Genomic DNA, 17,988 nt, shown 5'->3' with positions numbered 1-17,988 from the left:
GTAGGCGTCCGGGTCTACTTCAACACCAGCTGGCCGGAGTGCTCGAAGGCGGCCAGATCGGTGAGGGTCTCGCCGACGGTGCCGGCCAACGGGGCCGGCATCTCGGCGTGCGCGAAGAACCCGGCGTCGGTGGTCTCGTCGGTGACGGTCAGCAGCTCGCCGGCGAAGCCGTCGACCCGGAAGCAGACCACGAAGAGCTGGTACGTGTCGTCGAACATGTTGGTGAAGGTGTAGTCGGCGCCGGTGTGCATGGCGAACGGGGTGACCCCGGCGGCCCGCAGCCCGGTCTCCTCGTAGACCTCCCGGGCGGCGCAGCCGGCGATCGACTCGCCGAGCTCCATCGCGCCGGCCGGTAGCGCCCACAGCCCGTTGTCCGACCGCCGGATCAGCAGGACCCGGTCGTCGGGGTCGCGGACCACACAGCGGGCACCGACGAACATCAGGGTACGGTCGCCGGCCAGCGCCCGTAGCTGTCCGAGGTACGAATCCGCCCAGGAGATGCTGGCCATGGGTCAACCTTAGGTCAGCCGGGCACCGACGTTCGCGTGGCCGGACGACTGCGACTGCTCAGCGTCCGTTGGCGGGGTGGTCCTGTCCTGTTATGCTTTCACCTGTCAGATAGACATGACACATGAAGGAGAGCGATGACATCGGCCACGCCCTCCGGTGACGATCTGGTCGAGAAGCTGGCGGCGCTGGCCAACCCGCTGCGGCTGCGGATCCTCGGCCGGCTCGCCGCCGGTCGGGACTACGTCAGTCACCTCTCCCGCGAGATCGGCATCAGTCGTCCGCTGTTGCACATGCACCTGCAGCGGCTGGAAGCCGCCGGCCTGATCGTCGGGAGTCTCGAGCTGTCCGAGGACGGAAAAGCCATGAAGTACTACGAGGTTGCCGATTTCACCCTGCACCTGACCCCGTCGACGCTCGCCGCGGCGGCGACCACCCTCACCGGACCGGACCCGTCGGCAGCGGGCCCCGCGCGTAAGGAGAAGTCCTGATGTACGTCTTCGCCGCAGAGGGCGGCAACACCTGGCCAGATGTCGTGTTCATCCTCGGCGTACTGACCCTCGGCGTGTTCCTGATCGTGGTGGTCGTCGCCTCTCTGCACGAGTTCCGCAAGACGAAGCTGCTCGCCAGCCAGGAGGAGGCGATGCGTCAGCTTGTCCGCCGCTACGAGCAACTCGCTGAGAACTCGGTCGACACGCAGCAGCGGGTCGCGGCCGACCTGGCCGAGCTGCGGACCCGGACCAGCGCCATCGAGCAGATTCTGCGGACCGTCGAATGAGCGCCGGTCGGACCACCCCGGTCACCGACACCATGCGGGCGATCGTCCAGGACCGCTACGGGTCCGCCGAGGTGCTGACCGTGCGGCAGCTGCCGTGTCCGTCCATCACGGACAAGCAGCTGTTGGTACGGGTACAGGCCGCCTCGATCAACTACGCCGACCTGGTGTTCGTCACCGGTGAGCCGTACCTCGCCCGGTTGGCCTTCGGCCTGTCCGCCCCGCGGGCGAAGGTGCGCGGGCGCGACGTCGCCGGCGAGGTCGTCGCGGTCGGCGCGGCGGTCTGCGACTTCCGCCCCGGCGACCGGGTGTACGCCGAGATCGACAGCGGCAGCTTCGCCGAGTATGCCGCCGTCCCCGCCGACCGGGCCTGGCGTACCCCGGGGAACGTCACCCCGGTGCAGGCGGCGACGGTGCCGCTCGCCGGGGTCACCGCCTGGCAGGGGTTGCGGGACCACGGCCGGCTCCAGCCCGGTCAACGGGTGCTGGTCAACGGGGCCTCCGGCGGGGTCGGCACCTTCGCGGTGCAGCTCGCCAAGGCGCTCGGTGCCGAGGTCACCGGGGTCTGCCGGGACCGCAACGTCGACCTGGTGCGCTCACTCGGCGCGGACGACGTGATCGACTACACCCGCGAGGACTTCACCCGGTCGGGTCGGCAGTGGGATCTGATCTTCGACGTGGCAGGTCGGCACCGGCTGACCGACTGCCGCCGGGCGTTGACCCCGCGCGGGACGTTGGTCCTGTGTGGCGGTACGGGTAGCCGCTGGTTCGGCCCGGTGGGCCGGCTGCTGCGGTCGAAGGTCTGGGCGCCGTTCGTCAGCCAACGGGTGACCGGGTTCCTGGCCAGGCCGGGGCAGCAGCCGCTGCGGGAGCTGACCGAGCTGATCGAGGCCGGCCGGATGGTCCTCCCGGTGGAGCGGACGTTTCCGCTGGACCGCGCGGCCGAGGCGGTGCGGTACTTCGTCGAGGAGCATCCCCGATCGAAGATCGTGGTCGAGGTGACCCCGGCCGTATCGTGATCGACACACGCTGGTCGGCTCGGGCGTCCCGGCCCGTCCGCCGGGTGCGGGACACCCGGCCGCCGGTGCGCGACACTTGTCGACGACCCGACGGCGGACCGGAGCCGTGCGCGGGGGTGCAGCCGTGAGCGGAGCGGAGGTGGGCGGCGTGCTGGGTCGGCGACGGGCCGTGGTGGTGCTGCTGGCCGCCGTCACAGTGGCCGCCGCCGCGGCATACGCCGGGTCGCGGTCCGCCGGGCCGGCGACGGTACCGCTCGTCGACGGGCGGTCCGCGGCGGTCGTGCCCGTCGAACAGTTGCGGGTGGAGGTGCTGGCCCGCTACCCGCACGACACGGCGGCGTTCACCCAGGGGCTGGAGCTGGTCGGTTCGGACCTGTACGAGGGCACCGGCCAGTACGGCGAGTCCGAGTTGCGGGTCGTCGACCTGGCCAGCGGCACGGTGCGGCGTCGGGTGAGTCTGCCGGACACCGTCTTCGGCGAGGGCATCACCGTGCTGGAGTCGCGGATCTGGCAGATCACCTGGCGGGAGGGTGTCGCGTACGAGCGCGACCGGGAAACCCTCGACGTGCTGCGCGAGGTGACCTACGACGGCGAGGGTTGGGGCATCTGCCACGACGACGCGGCGGACCGGCTGGTGATGAGCGACGGCACCGACCAGCTCACCTATCGCGATCCGGCCACCTTCGACCAGATCGGGTCGGTCACGGTGACCCGCGCCGGTACGCCGGTACGCGACATCAACGAGCTGGAATGCGTCGACGGCCAGGTCTGGGCGAACGTCTGGCGGACCGACGAGATCGTCCGGATCGACCCGGCGAGCGGGCAGGTGGTCGCCGAGGTCGACGCCGGTGGGCTGCTTGCCGGTGCGGAGCGGGCCGGGGTGGACGTGCTCAACGGCATCGCGGCGGTGCCCGGCACCGACGAGTTCCTGATCACCGGCAAGTACTGGCCGGCGCTGTTCCGGGTCCGGTTCGTCCCAGGCTCCTGACTCACAACTCAGCGCCGTCGGTGCGCTCGGAGCCCGTACCCCCTGCTTGACCTGCGGCGGAGCCGTGTTAGCTTGCCGACATGAAAACCGTTACCGTTTCCGCTGGGCTAGCGGTGGTGCTGACGGTCGGCTTGTCCGGCTGTGCCACCGCCAGCCCCGATGTCGATGCCGAGGCCGCTGCTTCCCCGGAAGCCGGTGCCGTCGAGATCACCAACTGCGGCACCACGCTGACCGTGACCGAACCGCCGCGCCGCGCCCTCACCATGGAACAGAACGCCACCGAGATCATGCTCAGCCTCGGGCTGGCCGACCACATGATCGGCACCAGCTACCAGACCGACCCGGTGCTGCCCGAACTGGCCGCCGACTACGCCGACGTGCCGGTACTCGCCGACCTCTACCCCAACCGCGAGGCCGTCCTCGACGCCGCACCCGACTTCGTCTACTCCACCTTCACCTCCGCGTACGGCCCGGACGCCGCCGGCCCGCGCGCGGACCTCGCGGCCCTGGACGTCCCCGCCTACCTGTCCCGGTTCGCCTGCGAGGACCCGGCTACCGGCGAGACCGAGTTCCACTTCGACGGCATCTTCACCGAGATCACCGAGATCGCCACCATCTTCGGCGTCGCCGAGCGGGGCGAGCAGGTCGTCGCCGACCAGCGTGACCGGTTGGCCGCCGCGACCGCGACCGCCGACGCCCCGGCCGGCACCGACCTGCTCTGGTACTACTCCGGCACCGCCACCCCGTACGTCGCCGGAGCCGGCGGCGTGCCCGCCGCCATCAGCGCCGAACTCGGGGTGAGCAACGCCTACGGCGACGCCGAGCAGACCTGGCCGGCCGGCAACTGGGAGGAGATCGCCGCCCGCAACCCCGACGTGATCGTCCTCGCCGACCTGACCCGCGGCGGAGACGGCGACAGCGCCCAGTCGAAGATCGACTTCATGCGGAGCAACCCGACCACCGCCGCACTCGACGCCGTCAAGGCCGGCCGGTTCATCACCGTCCCCGGTTCGTCGATGGACCCGTCCGTACGCAGCGTCACCGCCGTCGAAGCGGTCGCCGCCGCCCTCAAGGAGCTGAACCAGTGACCGACCTGACCACCGAACCCGCACCCGACCTGACACCTGACCCGACCACCGCGCCGCCGCTCGACCCCGCCGAGGCGCGGCGGCTACTCGACCTGTGGGACACCCAGCAGTCCGCGTACGTCGCCTACCGGGAAAACCGCTTCCAGGTGCTGCTCGACCTGCTCAGCCTGCACCTCGGCGACCGGCCGATCACCGTGCTCGACCTGGCCTGCGGGCCCGGAGCGATCTCCGACCGGGTGCTCGCCGCGCTGCCCCGGGCCCGGTGCGTCGCCGTCGACTACGACCCGGTTCTGCTGCGTATCGCCGCCGGGGCACTCGCCGGTCACGGCGACCGGATCGACGTACGCGACGTCGACCTGGTCGCCGACGACTGGGCCGACCGGCTCGGCGTCGACCAGGTCGACGCGGTGCTCAGCTCCACCGCCCTGCACTGGCTCACCCCGACACAACTGCTCGCCGTCTACACCGCCGCCGCCGGGCTGCTGCGTCCCGGCGGCATCCTGCTCAACGCCGACCACCTGCACTTCGGGCCGGAGCATCCGACGTTGGCGGCGGTCGCACAGCGGCACGACGAACGCACACAGCAGGCCGGCTTCGCCGCCGGGGCGCTGCGCTACCAGGACTGGCACACCGAAGCGGCCCGGGTACCGGCCCTCGCCGCGCTGGTCGCCGAACGGCAACGGCGGTTCGCCGACCGCCCGAAGCCGCCCGACGCGCCACTGGAGTTTCACCTCGCCGCGCTGCGTACCGCCGGGTTCACCGAGGTCGGCACGGTCTGGCAGTACCTCGACGACCACGTGGTGTTCGGCCGCCGATGACCCTCACCCCGTCGCGGACGCCGCCGACCACCCGGACCCGGGTACGGGCGGCACGGGGCACCCGTACCCGGGCACCGGTGTTGATCTTCGCCGTCGCCGCGCTGGCGCTCAGCGTCGCCGGGGCGACCACCATCGGCACCGCCGATCTGACCGTCACCGACGTGTTCCGCACCCACGGCGTACACCTCGGGCTGCCGCTGGAGCCGCTACCCGCACTGGCCGACAGCATCGTGTGGAACCTGCGTACGCCCCGGGTGCTGCTCGCCGGGCTGGTCGGCGGCGGCCTGGCGGTCTGCGGCGCGGTGCTGCAGGCGTTGACCCGCAACCCGCTCGCCGACCCGTACCTGCTGGGCATCTCCGCCGGTGCCTCGACCGGCGCGGTGTCGGTGCTGGTCCTCGGGCTCGGCGTCGGCGCCGGTGCGCTCACCGGCGGCGCGTTCGCCGGTGCGGTCGCCGCGTTCCTCGCCACCCTGGCTCTGGCCGGTCGACGGTGGACCGAACCGTCCCGGATCCTGCTCGCCGGGGTCGCCGTCGGCCAGCTGTTCGCCGCCGTCACCAGCCTGATCGTGGTCTCCGCCGCGTCACCGCAGCAGACCCGGGGGGTCACCTTCTGGCTGCTCGGTTCGCTGACCATGGCCGGCTGGTCGACGGTGGCGCTGGCCGCAGCCGTGGCCGCCGGGGCGCTGCTGATCTGCTGGGCGGCCACCCCGGCGCTGGACGCGTTCGCGTTCGGCACCGACGTCGCCCAGTCGCTGGGATTCTCCCCGGTCATCGTGCGGGCGCTGCTGTTCGGCACCACCGCGTTGCTGGCCGCGGTGCTGGTCGCGGCGAGCGGCGCGATCGGCTTCGTCGGGCTGACCGTGCCACACGCCGCCCGGTACCTGGTCGGTTCCCGGCACCGGATCCTGCTGCCCACCTGCGCCGTCATCGGTGCCACCTTCCTGATCTGGGCGGACACCGCCGCCCGGACCGTGTTCGCGCCGCAGGAGGTGCCGGTCGGGGTGGTCACCGCGCTGCTCGGGGTGCCCGCGTTCGCGCTGCTCATCCGCCGCCGGCAGGCGCCGGCATGAGACTGCGGGCTGAGAGGATCACCTGGGCGGTACGCGGAAAGCCGCTGCTCGCCGACGTCACCCTCGACGCGCCCGACGGCACCCTGGTCGGGCTGCTCGGCCCGAACGGCTCCGGCAAGTCCAGCCTGCTGCGGGTGCTCGCCGGCCTGCAGCGACCCGACTCCGGCCGGGTGCTGCTCGACGGGGTCGACACCCGGTCCATGCCGCGCCGGGTGCTGGCCCGGCGGCTCGCCGTGGTCACCCAGCATCACGCCTCCGACGCGGACATGTCGGTGCTGGACGTGCTGCTGCTGGCCCGGATCCCGCATCGGCCGCTGCTGGCGGCCGGCTCGGCCGCTGACCTCGCCGCCGCCGAGCAGGCACTGGTCGACGCCGGGTTGGCCGGCTTCGCCGACCGGCGCTGGTCGACGCTGTCCGGCGGGGAGCGGCAGCGGGTCGACATCGCCCGTGCGCTGCTGCAGCAACCGCAGGTGCTGCTGCTCGACGAGCCGACGAACCACCTGGACGTCCGCTACCAGCTGGACCTGCTGGAACGGTTGGCGGCCGGCCCGCCGACGGTGATAGCAGCCCTGCACGACATCAATCTGGCGGCGCGGTTCTGCGATCGGATCGTGCTGCTGAACGGCGGCAGGGTGGTGGCCGCCGGCTCCCCGGCACAGGTGCTCACACCGGCCCGGATCGCCGAGGTCTACGAGGTCCACGCGCAGGTCGACGACGACCCGGACGGCCGTCCGTACGTCCACTTGCGAAGCGTGGTGTGGGGGTGACGCGCATGCCCGACCGATCGGACCGATTCCGCTACCATGCCGCCGATCCGGCTCACGTCTCTGCGGCGTGGGGCCCGGTGTCGCCGCCGATCCGAAGGAGCCAACCGAGATGCCTACCCGTCCGCTGATCGTCCGGACCGATGACCTCGAGTTCGAGCCGTGCGTGGTGCGGACTGACTTCTCCGACGAGGCGGCCTGGCAGCAGGTTCTGCGTCGGCTGAAAAACGACCCGGTACGTTCCACCGACCTCCCTGCGGCGGCGGTCGTCGACGACCCGGCCTTCGACGGCGCCACTGTCGAGGAGGTCCTGGCGGCGTTCGCGGCGGACGACAGCCCGGCGACGGCGGCCCCGGACCGGACGGAGCAGGCCGCCCCCGCACCGGCGGCGGAGTCGGACGAACCGGCACCGGCCGTGGACGGCGCGGAGCCGGTCCGGCAGACCGAAGCCGAGGCGTTCGCCCACGCCGTCGACATCGGTGAGCGGGTCGAGATCGGTGCCCTGCAGGGTGAGAGCACCCAGACGTTCGCCAACCCGGACGGCACGCTGACTTCGGTGCAGCACGCCCAGCCGTTCCGGGTGGTCCGCGACGGCCAATGGGTGCCGACCGACGCGACCCTGGTCACCGCCGCCGACGGCAGCATCGGCCCCCGGGCCGCCACCCTCGGGCTGCGGCTCTCCGGCGGTGGCGACACCCCCCTGGTACGGGTGGAGCGCGCCGGCCGCAGCATGACCCTCGACTGGCCCGGTGCCCTGCCGGAGCCGACGGTCGACGGTGACCAGGCCGTCTACGCCGAGGTGCTGCCCGACGTGGACCTGGTGGTCGACGTCGAGGTCACCGGCTTCTCACACGTACTCGTGGTCAAGACCCCGGAGGCGGCACAGCAGCCGGAGCTGGCCGAGCTGGAGTTCGGCCTGGCCACTGCCGGGCTGACCGTGCAGGACGGCCTCGAAGGTGGGCTGGCGGCCGTGGACACGGTGTCCGGCGCGCCGGTGCTGGAGGCCGCCGCACCGGCGATGTGGGACTCGGGTGACGACATCGCCGGCACCGACGCCGCGACGCCGGGCCGGACCGCTCCCGACTCAGGTGACGTGACCGGTGTCGACGCCACCGGGTCCGCCCCGCCGGGTGCCAGCCAGGCACCGATCGGCTGGCGGATCGACGGCGACACCCTCACCCTGCTGCCCGACCAGGCGATGCTCACCGATCCCGACACCCGCTGGCCGGTCTACATCGACCCGGTCTGGCAGGACACCCGCAGGAGCGACTGGGCGATGGTTGCCAGCGGCTACCCGCACATGTCGTACCACAAGTTCTCCGGCACCGAAGGCGTCGGCGACTGCCCGGTCGACTCCGGGCAGTGCAACAAGGTCGGGAAAAAGCGGATCTACTACGCGTTGCCCACGCCGTACGCGGGGCGGACCATCCTGAGCGCGGAGTTCCGGGTGACGATGACCCACACGTACAACTCGACCCCGAGGAACGTCTCGTTGTACCGGGCATCGTCCGGCATCAGCTCCGGCACGAACTGGAACAACAAACCGGCGCTCGGCGTCCTGCTGCAGACGAAGGCACCGACCGCGAAGAAGAACTCCTGCACCTCGACGAACCAGAACGTCGGCTTCACCGCCACCGCGGCGGTGCGGGAAGCTGTGACCAAGGGCTGGTCGACGACCACGTTCGGGCTCGCCGCCACGGACGAGAACGACCAGACGGCGTTCAAGCGGTTCTGCGGAAACGCGCTCCTGGCTGTGCACTACAACCGGACACCGAGCCAACCGAAGCAGTCCGAGTTGACCATGTCGCCCGGTGGCCAGTGCGTCACCGGCACCAACCGACCGTACGTGGACACCCCGCCGACGCTGTTCATGGTGCTACGCGACCCGGACCACAGCTCGTCGCACACCGAGGATGTCCGGGGCCAGATCCTCTACTACTGGTACGACTCGGCCGGCACCCGGGTCAACAACTACGTCACCACCGGGTGGAAGGCCAGCGGTTCCCGCTTCCAGCACACCCTGCCATCGAGTATCCCGCAGAACACGCCGATCACCTGGGAAGTCCGGGCCGGCGACTCGGAGGTCTGGGGGCCGTGGAGCTGGGAAGGCAGCACTCAGACCGCCTGCCAGTTCGTCTACGACTCCACCGCGCCGGCCGCGCCGGACATCGACTCTCCGGAGTATCTGCCACTCGACGCCGGTGAGCACACCAGCGCCTGCGTCGAGGACGACCAGCACCGGGGCGGGGTCGGCATCTACGGCACCTTCATTTTCGACTCGGTCTCCACCGACACCGTCCGCTACCTGTACGGGTTCAACACCAACCCGTTGCCGGACAACGAACTGGTGCCGACCAGCCCCGGCGGCCCGGTGTCACTGCGCTGGATGCCAGGCGACGACGCCCCGAACATCGTCACGGTGCAGGCAGTCGACCAGTCCGGCCTGCGGTCGGCGATCGCCACCTGCGTGTTCTCCGTGCCGACCCGGCTGGCGGCAGGCGAATGGGGGCTCGGCGAGGCAGCCGGTGCGGCGTCGGCCGAGGACGCCCGGGGCAACCATCCGGCGGTCGCCGGAGCCGGGGTGACGTTCGGAGTGTCCGGGCCGGGCTGCGGTGACTCCGGCTCCGAGTGCCAGTTCGACCGGGCAATCCAGTTCACCGGCGACGCCGCCGAGAGCTACCTGGCCACCACCAGCTCGGCGCTGGTCGACACGTCGACCGGGTTCGGAGCCAGCGCCTGGGTGCGGCTCACCGACGACACCACCGACCGGGTCGCGATCAGCCAGGACGGCAGCGGCGAGCCCGGCTTCACCCTCGGCTTCGACGCCGCCACCGGCAAGTGGGAGTTCGCGATCCCGTCGACGGACGTGCTGTCGCTGGGCGGCTGGTCGGTGACCAGCACCGCCCCGGCGATTCGCGACGAATGGACTCATCTGGCGGCCGCGTACGACCCGGAGCTCAAGACGATGACGCTGTACGTCAACGGGGACGTCCAGCCGACCGTGCCGCGCCGGTCGGCCTGGAAGTCCCGGGGCGCGGTGCAGATCGGTCGGGCGTACGCCCGCAGCGGCCACACCGCCGGCTGGGCCGGTGAGCTGGCCGACATCGCCGTCTACGACCGGGTGCTGGTGCACCGGGAGGTCAGCGAGCTGTCCACACTGCGGCCTATCCGCCTCGGCTACTGGCCGCTGGACGACGTCTCCGGCGACCGCAGCCCCGCCTACGACTCAAACGGCCAGGAGCTGCTGTTGGAAGGCGGTGCCCACCTGTACGCACCGGACGTCGACGAGGATCCGTTCGTCGAGTTGCCGCTGGTCGGCGGCGGACATCTGGTGCTCGACGGGGTCGACGGCCGGGCCCGCACCGACGCGCCGGTGGCGGTGACCGACGGCAGCTTCACCGTCGCCGCCCGGGTCCGGTTGCCCAGCCCGACCTGTGGCGACCGGGACCAGGCGGTGCTCTCCCAGGCTGGCACTGCGGCGAGCGGATTCGTGATCCGCTGTGGCAGCGGCAACCGCTGGGAGTTGGTGCTACCGCACAGCGATACCAACGACCCACAGGCCACGGTGGTCTTCGACGTCGATCTGCTGCCGAGCGCAGACCAGCACGGCCAGCACTTGGCGGTGGTCTACGACGCATTCCGCAACGAGGTGCGGCTCTACATCAACGGCGAGGTCGCTGTGACCGCCGCCGCCACCTACACCGCCGGCTGGCGGGCGGGCGGACCGCTGCAGGTGGGCCGGGCGTTGCACAACGGCGCCTTCGGCCAGTACCTCGGCGGTGTCGTCGACGAGGTACGCGCCTATACCGGGGTCGCTGACGACGAGTCGATTCAGCGGCTTGTCCTTCCTGCGCCGAATCCGTACCTGTGAATCGCCGATCTCCCGTCCGCTTCGCCTCCTTCCCCCCTGGAGTGGTGATGAGTTCCCGGATTCTGGCTACGACCCCGGACCGCCGTCGACGGCTGACCGCCGCTGTCACCTGGGCGACGGCGGTCGTCGTCGCCGCCGGCCTGCTGCAGGGGGTGGAGAGCCCGGCCCGGGCCGAGCCGTCCTCCGAGGCACCCCCGGTCCAGCAACATGACGAACCGGCTCCGGACCGCCCGGCGGCTCCGGTGCCGCCCCGTGAGCCGAACCCGGTGGTGCAGGCGGCGCTGCGTACCGCACCGGAGGTTGCCTGGCCGGCGGCCGGGACGGTGGAGGTGCCGGCGACGCCGGTGGCCAGTCCGACCAGTGCGGCGGGCCGTGCGGCCGGCACCGCGCCGCCGAGCAGAGTGCGGGTGCAGACCCTCGACCGCGCGGTGTCGACGAAAGCGAAGGTCGACGGACCGGTCACCCGGATCGGGCGGGCTGCCGGCGAGACCGGTGCCGGCACCGTCCGGGTGGCGTTGAGCTACGCCGGGATCGCCGATGCGTACGGCGGCGATTTCGGTGCCCGACTGCGGCTGGTCCGGTTGCCTGAGTGTGCGTTGACCACGCCGGACGCGTCGGCGTGTGCGCCGGAGCCGGTACCGGCGGTCAACAACGCGGGAACCGACACCCTTACCGCCACGATCGACGTCGGTGCCGGCTCGGCGCTGTTCGCAATGGTCGCTTCGGAGGCTTCGGCGCAGGGCAGCTTCGGCGCGACCGAGTTCGCGCCGTCGTCGAAGTGGAACGTGTCACCGTCATCGGGTGCGTTCAACTGGTCGTACCCGATGCGGGTGCCGCCGGTGCCGGGCGGGCTGACCCCGTCGGTGGTGCTCGGCTACAACTCGCAGGCCACCGACGGGCGGACTGCGACCACCAACAACCAGGGCTCCTGGCTGGGCGAGGGCTTCAGCTACGACCCCGGGTACGTTGAACGCCGCTACAACACCTGCCTCGACGACGGCCGCGACGGCATGGGCGACCTGTGCTGGGCGCACGACAACGCCGTACTGATGCTCAACGGGCGGTCCAGCACGCTGGTGCGGACCGGCAGCACCTGGCGGTTCGCCAACGACGACGGGTCGAAGATCGAGCGGTACAGCGGGACGGTCGACGGCGCCGTCAATGGTGACAACGACCGCGAGTTCTGGAAGGTCACCACGATCGACGGCACCGAGCACTACTTCGGGCTGAACCGGCTGCCCGGATGGGCGTCCGGAAACGCCGAAACCAACTCGGTGTGGACGGTGCCGGTCTTCGGCGACGACAGCGGCGAACCCTGCTACAACTCGACACTGGCGAACGCCTGGTGCCACCAGGCCTGGCGGTGGAACCTCGACTACGTCAAGGACCGGCACGGCAACGTCACCTCGTACTTCTACGAGCGGGAGACGAACCACTACGCGCTGCGGGCGCAGACCACCGTCAACGGCACCGCGTACCACCGGGGTGGTTGGCTCAAGCGGATCGACTACGGCCAGCGGCACAACGCGGTCTACTCCACCCCGGCACCGGCCCGGGTGGTGTTCACCGACGCCGAACGGTGCATCCCGAGCGGCAGTATCACCTGCGCGCCGGGTCAGCTGAACAACAGCACGGCCAACTCCTGGCCGGACGTGCCGTGGGACCGCAACTGCGCTGCCGGAACCCACTGCACAGCCAGCCAGTCGTCACCCAGCTTCTGGACCCGCAAGCGGGTCGGCCAGATCACCACCGAGATCCGCACCACCAGCGGATGGACGCCGGTCGACTCGTGGAACCTGACCCACCTGTTCACCAACAACGCCGACGGCAGCCGGTCGCTGTGGCTGCACAAGATCGACCACCAGGGCCGCTACGGTGACGGCGACCCGCTGACCGTGCCCTCGGTCGAGTTGGGCCCGCTGCAGCTGCCCAACCGGATCGACATCCCTGGCGACAACGTCGCCCCACTGATCCGGCCTCGACTGACCACCGTCTACACCGACTCCGGCGGCCAGGTCGATGTCACCTACAAGTCGCCGGACTGCTCGGCCAACTCGCTGCCGACCCCCGGCAACAGCACCCGCCGCTGCTACCCGGTGAAGTGGTCGCCGAGCGGCGAGGTGAATCCGATCACCGACTGGTTCCACAAGTACGTCGTCGAGTCGGTCACCGAAACGGACCGCACGAACGTCGAGCCCGGCACCGCCTTGGCCCCGGACATGGTGACCAGCTACGAGTATCTGGGCGACGCGGCCTGGCGGCACGCCGACCCGGACGGCATCGGTGACATCGAGTTGCTGACCTGGAACCAGTGGCGCGGCTACGAGAAGGTGCGCGTCCGGCGCGGCGACGGCGAGACCTTCACCACCCGCACCGAGCACACCTACCTGCGCGGCATGCACGGCGACAAGAACCCGGCCGGCGGCACCCGCACGGTCACCCGTACCGACTCGGTCGGCACTTCCCACACCGACCACGACGAACTCGCCGGCTTCGAGATCGAGACCGCCGTCTACAACGGCTCCCAGGTCAGCAGCAAATCGGTGACCAGCCCGTGGCATTACGAGACCGCCAGCTACAGCCGGCCGTGGGGCACCGATCGGGCGTTCTTCGTCAAGCCGCGGGTCAGTCGGGGCTTCACCGCGCTGGCTGGCGGCGACTGGCGGGAAACGAAGTCGATCACCACCTACGACCCGGCGACCAGCGGCTACACCGACCCGGTCGGGCGGGTCACGCAGGTCGAGGATCTCGGCGACGTCAGCACCGCCGCCGACGACCGGTGCACCCGGACCACCTACGCCGACAACCACAGCCTGCGGCTACGGACCCTGGTCGCCCGGGAGGAGACCGTCTCGGTCGCCTGCTCGGTCACCAACCCCGACCTGGCCACCCAACTGCTCACCGACAACCGGACCTCGTACGACGGCCAGGCATACGGTGCGACGCCGACCAAGGGCAACGCCACCCGGATCGAGAAGCTCGCCAGCCACAGCGGTTCCACCCCGAGCTATGTCACCGTCGGTGAAGGGACCTTCGACATGTACGGCCGGCCGCTGACGGCGCAGGACGGCTCCGGCGCGGTCACCAACATCGCCTACACCGAGACGAACGGTCTGACCACCCGCAAGATGGAGACTGGGCCGCAGATCCGGGTCGGCACCGTCGACACCCGGTTCATCGCGACCACCGACTACCACCCGGCATGGGGACAGCCGGTCACCCAGATCGACTGGAACGGCAAGCGCACTGACGTCGAGTACGACAAGCTGGGCCGTACCGTGCGGGTCTGGCTACCGGACAAGACCAAGGCGAGTAACCCCAACGAGCCGAGTGTCCGGTATACGTACCAGAACCAGGACAACGCACCTGTGTCAGTGAAGAAGGAGCAAATCGTCAACGGCGTATCAAACGCCGAGTTTACGATTTACGACGGCTTCCTCCGCCCTCGGCAGATTCAGGTGCCCGGACCGGATGGTGGACGGCTCGTCTCGGAAACCTTCTACACCGCCACCGGCAAGGTGGCGAAGTTCAACGACAAGTTCCACGCCTCCGGTGCCCCGTCAGGCACTCTGCTGAAGACGGTCAACGGCGATGTCGACCTGCAGACGGTGTATCAGTACGACGGCGTGGACCGGGTCACCGACACCATCACCCTCGTCGCCTCGGACGAGAAGTGGCGAACGGTCACCACGTACGGCGGGGACCGGGTGCATGTCGACCCGCCGACGGGCGGTACCCCGACGGCCACCATCACCGATGCCCGTGGTCAGGTCGTCGAGCTACGGCAGTACCACGGTGCCGGGCCGAGTGGCAGCTTCGACAGCACCACGTACACCTATACCCCTGCCGGTCAGCAGGCCAGCGTCACCGACCCGGCCGGCAACGTGTGGACCTACGAGTACGACCAACGGGGTCGCAAAACCGAAGCGGTCGATCCGGACAGCGGAACCAGCACCTTCACCTACAACGACCACGACCAGTTGACCTCCACCACGGACGGTCGGGGCGTCACTGTCAGCCACACCTACGACGTGCTCGGCCGAAAGACCGGCACCTATCAGGGCTCGGTCGAGACAGGTACGAAGCTTGCCGAGTGGGGATACGACACCGTCGCCAAGGGACAGCTCTACTTCGCCACCCGCATCGTAGACGGCGGCCACAAGTATCACACCGTCTACGTTGCTCGAGATGCCCACTATCGAGCGACCGAAGTGCGATACAGCATTCCCGCAGGCGACACGGATGCCGAGCTCGGCGGATTCTACAAATTCCTCACCGTTTACAACGACGACGGCACTGTTAAGGGTACGACATTCCCAGAGGGGGGCGGTCTGTCGGTCGAAGGTGTCAGTTACACCTACGACAGCCTGCAGCGGGTCACAAGGATTACTGGTGACGAGTCATATCTCAGCGACGCTACCTACACGTCGACCGGTGAGCTTCAGAGGGCGCAGGTCAGCGCCGGTAGCCGTAAGGTCTTCGGCACCTACACCTACGAGGAGGGCACCAACCGGCTGATCCGATCGATGCTGCGCCGGCAGCCGATTGAGGGTGACAACCCGGCAATGCCGACCAGCGACATCGACCAGCACTACGAGTACGACGACGCCGGTAATGTGCTGTCGATCGCTGACCGGCCGGGCTCCGGAGTGCGGGACATCCAGTGTTTCCAGTACGACTATCTGCGGCGGATGACGCGGGCCTGGAGCACGGCGACCACGGCGAGTGATCCGTGTGCGGGTGGGCCGGGCACCAGCGGGGTGGGCGGGCCGGCGCCGTACCACCACTCCTACAGCTACGACCTGGCTGGTAACCGGCTGAGCGAGACGATCCACGCTGCGGGTGGGGCCGACGAGGTCGAGCGGACGTATTCGTTCCCACAGCCGGGTCAGGCACAGCCGCACACGTTGTCGCAGGTGGTCGAGGAGACGTCGGCCGGTGACCGGTTGTACTCGTACGAGTACGACGCGGCGGGCAACACGACGAAGCGGGTCCGGGTCGGCGAGGAGCAGGACCTGGTCTGGAACGCCGAGGGCCGGCTGGAGTCGGTCACCGAGGACGGGAAGACCACCAGTTTCGTCTACGACGCCGATGGCGGTCGGTTGGTCCGGAAGGATCCGGATTCGATCACGGTGTATCTGCCGAACATGGAGTTGAAGCTGAACCGCTCCAACTCGGTGGTCGATGGGACGCGCTACTACCCGGTCGGCGGTCAGTTGACGGTGGTGCGAACGGTCGCGGGTGTGCAGGTGCAGGCTGCGGATCATCACGGTTCCGGGCAGGCCGCGGTGGACGGGGCCACGGGGCAGATCACGCATCGGCGGATGGCGCCGTTCGGCACGCCGCGCGGCATTCAGCCGGGGGTTGGTCAGTGGTTGGGCGAGAAGGGCTTCGTCGGTGGTACGCAGGACGCGTCGACGGGGTTGACGCATCTGGGTGCGCGGGAGTATGACCCGCAGACTGGTCGGTTCATCTCGGTGGACCCGATCATCGATGTGAGTGATCCGCAGCAAATGCACGGGTACGCGTATGCGAACAATTCGCCGGTGTCGTTTACGGATCCGGATGGGTTGCGCCCGTTGGCGACGGGTGGTGGTGCGGAGGAGGACGCGTACTGGAAGAAGCGCGGTGAGCAGTTGGTGTACTCGATGTCGTCGAACCGTTGGACGGTGGTGCCCCGGCCGCCGCCGGCGTCGACGGTGCCGCCGGAGGTGGCGCAGGCGCGTCGGGATGTGGAGGACGCAAAGCAGGTCGTGGTGGCGGTGGCGAAGGAGCTCGGCCAGATTTTGATGGACGAGTTGGGGATCACCGACGCGGTCGACTGTTTCATCAACGGCGACATGGGCGCTTGTGCGATGACGGCGTTGAACGTGGTGTTGACGGCGGTCGGTGGCGCTGCGGGGAAGTTGTTGGCCCGTTACGGCTTGAAGCCGATGAGGCTGAAGGCGCTTGGGGAGCGGTTGTGGAACCTGGGCGGCAAGTTGAAGGACGCCGTCGGCACCTTCCTCAGAAGCCGAAAAAATCTCGACGACCTGGGAAATTGTCTTACATCGAATAGCTTCGTGCCGGGCACGTTGGTGCTGCTCGCGGATGGTTCGTCGAAGCCGATCGAGGATATCGTCGTCGGTGATCTGGTGGTGGCGTCCGATCCGGAGTCTGGCGAGTCGGCAGCGAAGGCGGTTGTGGCCACCATTGTCGGGCAGGGGCGAAAGGACCTGGTCGAGATAACCGTCGATGTCGACGGTAACCGGAGTGGGGCCTTGGGGGTGTTGGTCGCGACGGACGGTCATCCGTTCTGGGTGCCGGAGGTGGGTGAGTGGCGCGACGCAGCCGAGTTGGCGGCTGGGCAGTGGCTGCAGACCTCCGCCGGTACATGGGTCCAGGTCACCGCCGTACGTCAGTGGTCCGAAACCCGTACGGTCCACAACCTCACCGTCGCCGGCATCCACACGTATCATGTGGTGGCCGGCAAAACGGCGATCCTTGTTCATAATTGCAGCATTGCTCTGGGGATGAGTGAAGTTGATGGTAATCCGATGGCCTTGCATGAGTTTGCCGACTCGGTAGGCGCGAAGTCATACCATGACTGGCCGTCTCGCGGCGAGAACTGGGTATCGGAGCTGAAGGGATATGTGAAGGACAGAAAAACCAAGATTCACTTCAACCTTGATGGGATCGACGATCCAGTGGCCTTTGCTGTGCGCGGAAAGGAAGTCGACCCAATTTTCGATGGGCACTCCACGGCCTGGGAGCTGAATCTCGTCAAAAATAGCAAGTCTGCGGTGTCGCGCACAACATTCTATCGGAATGGCGAAAAGGTGGCGAATCCATTTGGCTAGCGAATTGGCTCGCTATGCGGAACTTCCTGTTGTGTTGGATGGTAAGTTTCGACCGTGGCGATATAGCGTCAGTCATTCTGAGTTGGAGATTAGAGGAGAAGGTAGTGGTGTAACGACGCGCGCACTCTTCTATGGTGTAGTGGGGGTGAAACTAAAGTCAGTGTACTCGTCGTTGACCCTGAGTTGTGCCAATAATAATGATCGACAAAGTATCCTAGATTTTTTGAGGATCGATGATCGTGCCGGTAG

General features: G+C 69.1%; 11 protein-coding genes. 10 read left to right on the top strand and 1 reads right to left on the bottom strand.

Annotated features, from left to right (window positions below; all coding sequences use genetic code 11):
* Positions 1 to 14: 14 nt before the first annotated feature.
* The gene (locus O7610_RS19170) at positions 15 to 509 is read right to left on the bottom strand and encodes an NUDIX domain-containing protein (protein ID WP_282233348.1); all 495 of its coding nucleotides are present in this window, start codon (positions 507 to 509) and stop codon (positions 15 to 17) included.
* A gap of 135 nt (positions 510 to 644) precedes the next feature.
* Here O7610_RS19170 and O7610_RS19165 point away from each other — a divergent pair, with 135 nt between their 5' ends.
* From O7610_RS19165 to O7610_RS19120, 10 genes are all read left to right on the top strand, one after another.
* Positions 645 to 998: an ArsR/SmtB family transcription factor gene (locus O7610_RS19165; RefSeq protein WP_281552041.1), complete on the top strand. Its 354-nt coding sequence runs from the start codon at positions 645 to 647 to the stop codon at positions 996 to 998.
* On the top strand, positions 998 to 1,285 hold the full coding sequence (locus tag O7610_RS19160) for a hypothetical protein (RefSeq protein WP_278173392.1): 288 nt from the start codon (positions 998 to 1,000) through the stop codon (positions 1,283 to 1,285). The genes O7610_RS19165 and O7610_RS19160 overlap by 1 nt, the downstream gene beginning before the upstream one ends.
* Positions 1,286 to 1,317: 32 nt before the next feature.
* Complete coding sequence (locus O7610_RS19155) at positions 1,318 to 2,301, top strand: NAD(P)-dependent alcohol dehydrogenase (protein WP_289213644.1); 984 nt, start codon at positions 1,318 to 1,320, stop codon at positions 2,299 to 2,301.
* Positions 2,302 to 2,425: 124 nt separating this feature from the next.
* Positions 2,426 to 3,289, top strand: coding sequence for a glutaminyl-peptide cyclotransferase (locus O7610_RS19150; protein ID WP_289211478.1), 864 nt, complete (start codon positions 2,426 to 2,428; stop codon positions 3,287 to 3,289).
* A gap of 80 nt (positions 3,290 to 3,369) precedes the next feature.
* Positions 3,370 to 4,377 (top strand): ABC transporter substrate-binding protein, encoded by a 1,008-nt coding sequence (locus O7610_RS19145; RefSeq protein WP_289211477.1) that lies wholly within the window; start codon positions 3,370 to 3,372, stop codon positions 4,375 to 4,377.
* Entirely contained in the window at positions 4,374 to 5,195 is an 822-nt protein-coding gene (locus O7610_RS19140; RefSeq protein ID WP_281552038.1) for a class I SAM-dependent methyltransferase, read from the top strand. The genes O7610_RS19145 and O7610_RS19140 overlap by 4 nt, the downstream gene beginning before the upstream one ends.
* A complete protein-coding gene (locus O7610_RS19135; RefSeq protein ID WP_289211476.1) occupies positions 5,192 to 6,265 on the top strand; it encodes a FecCD family ABC transporter permease in 1,074 nt (357 codons plus the stop codon). The genes O7610_RS19140 and O7610_RS19135 overlap by 4 nt, the downstream gene beginning before the upstream one ends.
* Positions 6,262 to 7,032, top strand: coding sequence for an ABC transporter ATP-binding protein (locus O7610_RS19130; protein ID WP_289211475.1), 771 nt, complete (start codon positions 6,262 to 6,264; stop codon positions 7,030 to 7,032). Before O7610_RS19135 ends, O7610_RS19130 begins: the two co-directional genes overlap by 4 nt.
* Positions 7,033 to 7,141: 109 nt before the next feature.
* The gene (locus O7610_RS19125) at positions 7,142 to 10,900 is read left to right on the top strand and encodes a LamG-like jellyroll fold domain-containing protein (protein ID WP_289211474.1); all 3,759 of its coding nucleotides are present in this window, start codon (positions 7,142 to 7,144) and stop codon (positions 10,898 to 10,900) included.
* Between the two features lie 47 nt (positions 10,901 to 10,947).
* Positions 10,948 to 17,739 carry an RHS repeat-associated core domain-containing protein gene (locus O7610_RS19120; RefSeq protein WP_289211473.1) on the top strand — a complete coding sequence of 2,264 codons (6,792 nt, stop codon included), beginning with the start codon at positions 10,948 to 10,950 and terminating at the stop codon, positions 17,737 to 17,739.
* The last annotated feature ends 249 nt before the right edge of the window (positions 17,740 to 17,988 follow it).

It is taken from the genome of Solwaraspora sp. WMMA2065, assembly GCF_030345075.1.
Taxonomy (GTDB): Bacteria; Actinomycetota; Actinomycetes; order Mycobacteriales; family Micromonosporaceae; genus Micromonospora_E.
The sequence above is the reverse complement of the archived record's forward strand: the minus strand, read 5'-3'. Positions and strand labels throughout refer to the sequence as shown.

What these genes read in the sequence shown, in the direction of transcription:
- O7610_RS19170 (WP_282233348.1), bottom strand. Translation starts at nt 509, where the DNA reads ATGGCCAGCATCTCCTGGGCGGATTCGTACCTCGGACAGCTACGGGCG.
- O7610_RS19165 (WP_281552041.1), top strand. Translation starts at nt 645, where the DNA reads ATGACATCGGCCACGCCCTCCGGTGACGATCTGGTCGAGAAGCTGGCG.
- O7610_RS19160 (WP_278173392.1), top strand. Translation starts at nt 998, where the DNA reads ATGTACGTCTTCGCCGCAGAGGGCGGCAACACCTGGCCAGATGTCGTG.
- O7610_RS19155 (WP_289213644.1), top strand. Translation starts at nt 1,318, where the DNA reads ATGCGGGCGATCGTCCAGGACCGCTACGGGTCCGCCGAGGTGCTGACC.
- O7610_RS19145 (WP_289211477.1), top strand. Translation starts at nt 3,370, where the DNA reads ATGAAAACCGTTACCGTTTCCGCTGGGCTAGCGGTGGTGCTGACGGTC.
- O7610_RS19135 (WP_289211476.1), top strand. Translation starts at nt 5,192, where the DNA reads ATGACCCTCACCCCGTCGCGGACGCCGCCGACCACCCGGACCCGGGTA.
- O7610_RS19130 (WP_289211475.1), top strand. Translation starts at nt 6,262, where the DNA reads ATGAGACTGCGGGCTGAGAGGATCACCTGGGCGGTACGCGGAAAGCCG.
- O7610_RS19125 (WP_289211474.1), top strand. Translation starts at nt 7,142, where the DNA reads ATGCCTACCCGTCCGCTGATCGTCCGGACCGATGACCTCGAGTTCGAG.
- O7610_RS19120 (WP_289211473.1), top strand. Translation starts at nt 10,948, where the DNA reads ATGAGTTCCCGGATTCTGGCTACGACCCCGGACCGCCGTCGACGGCTG.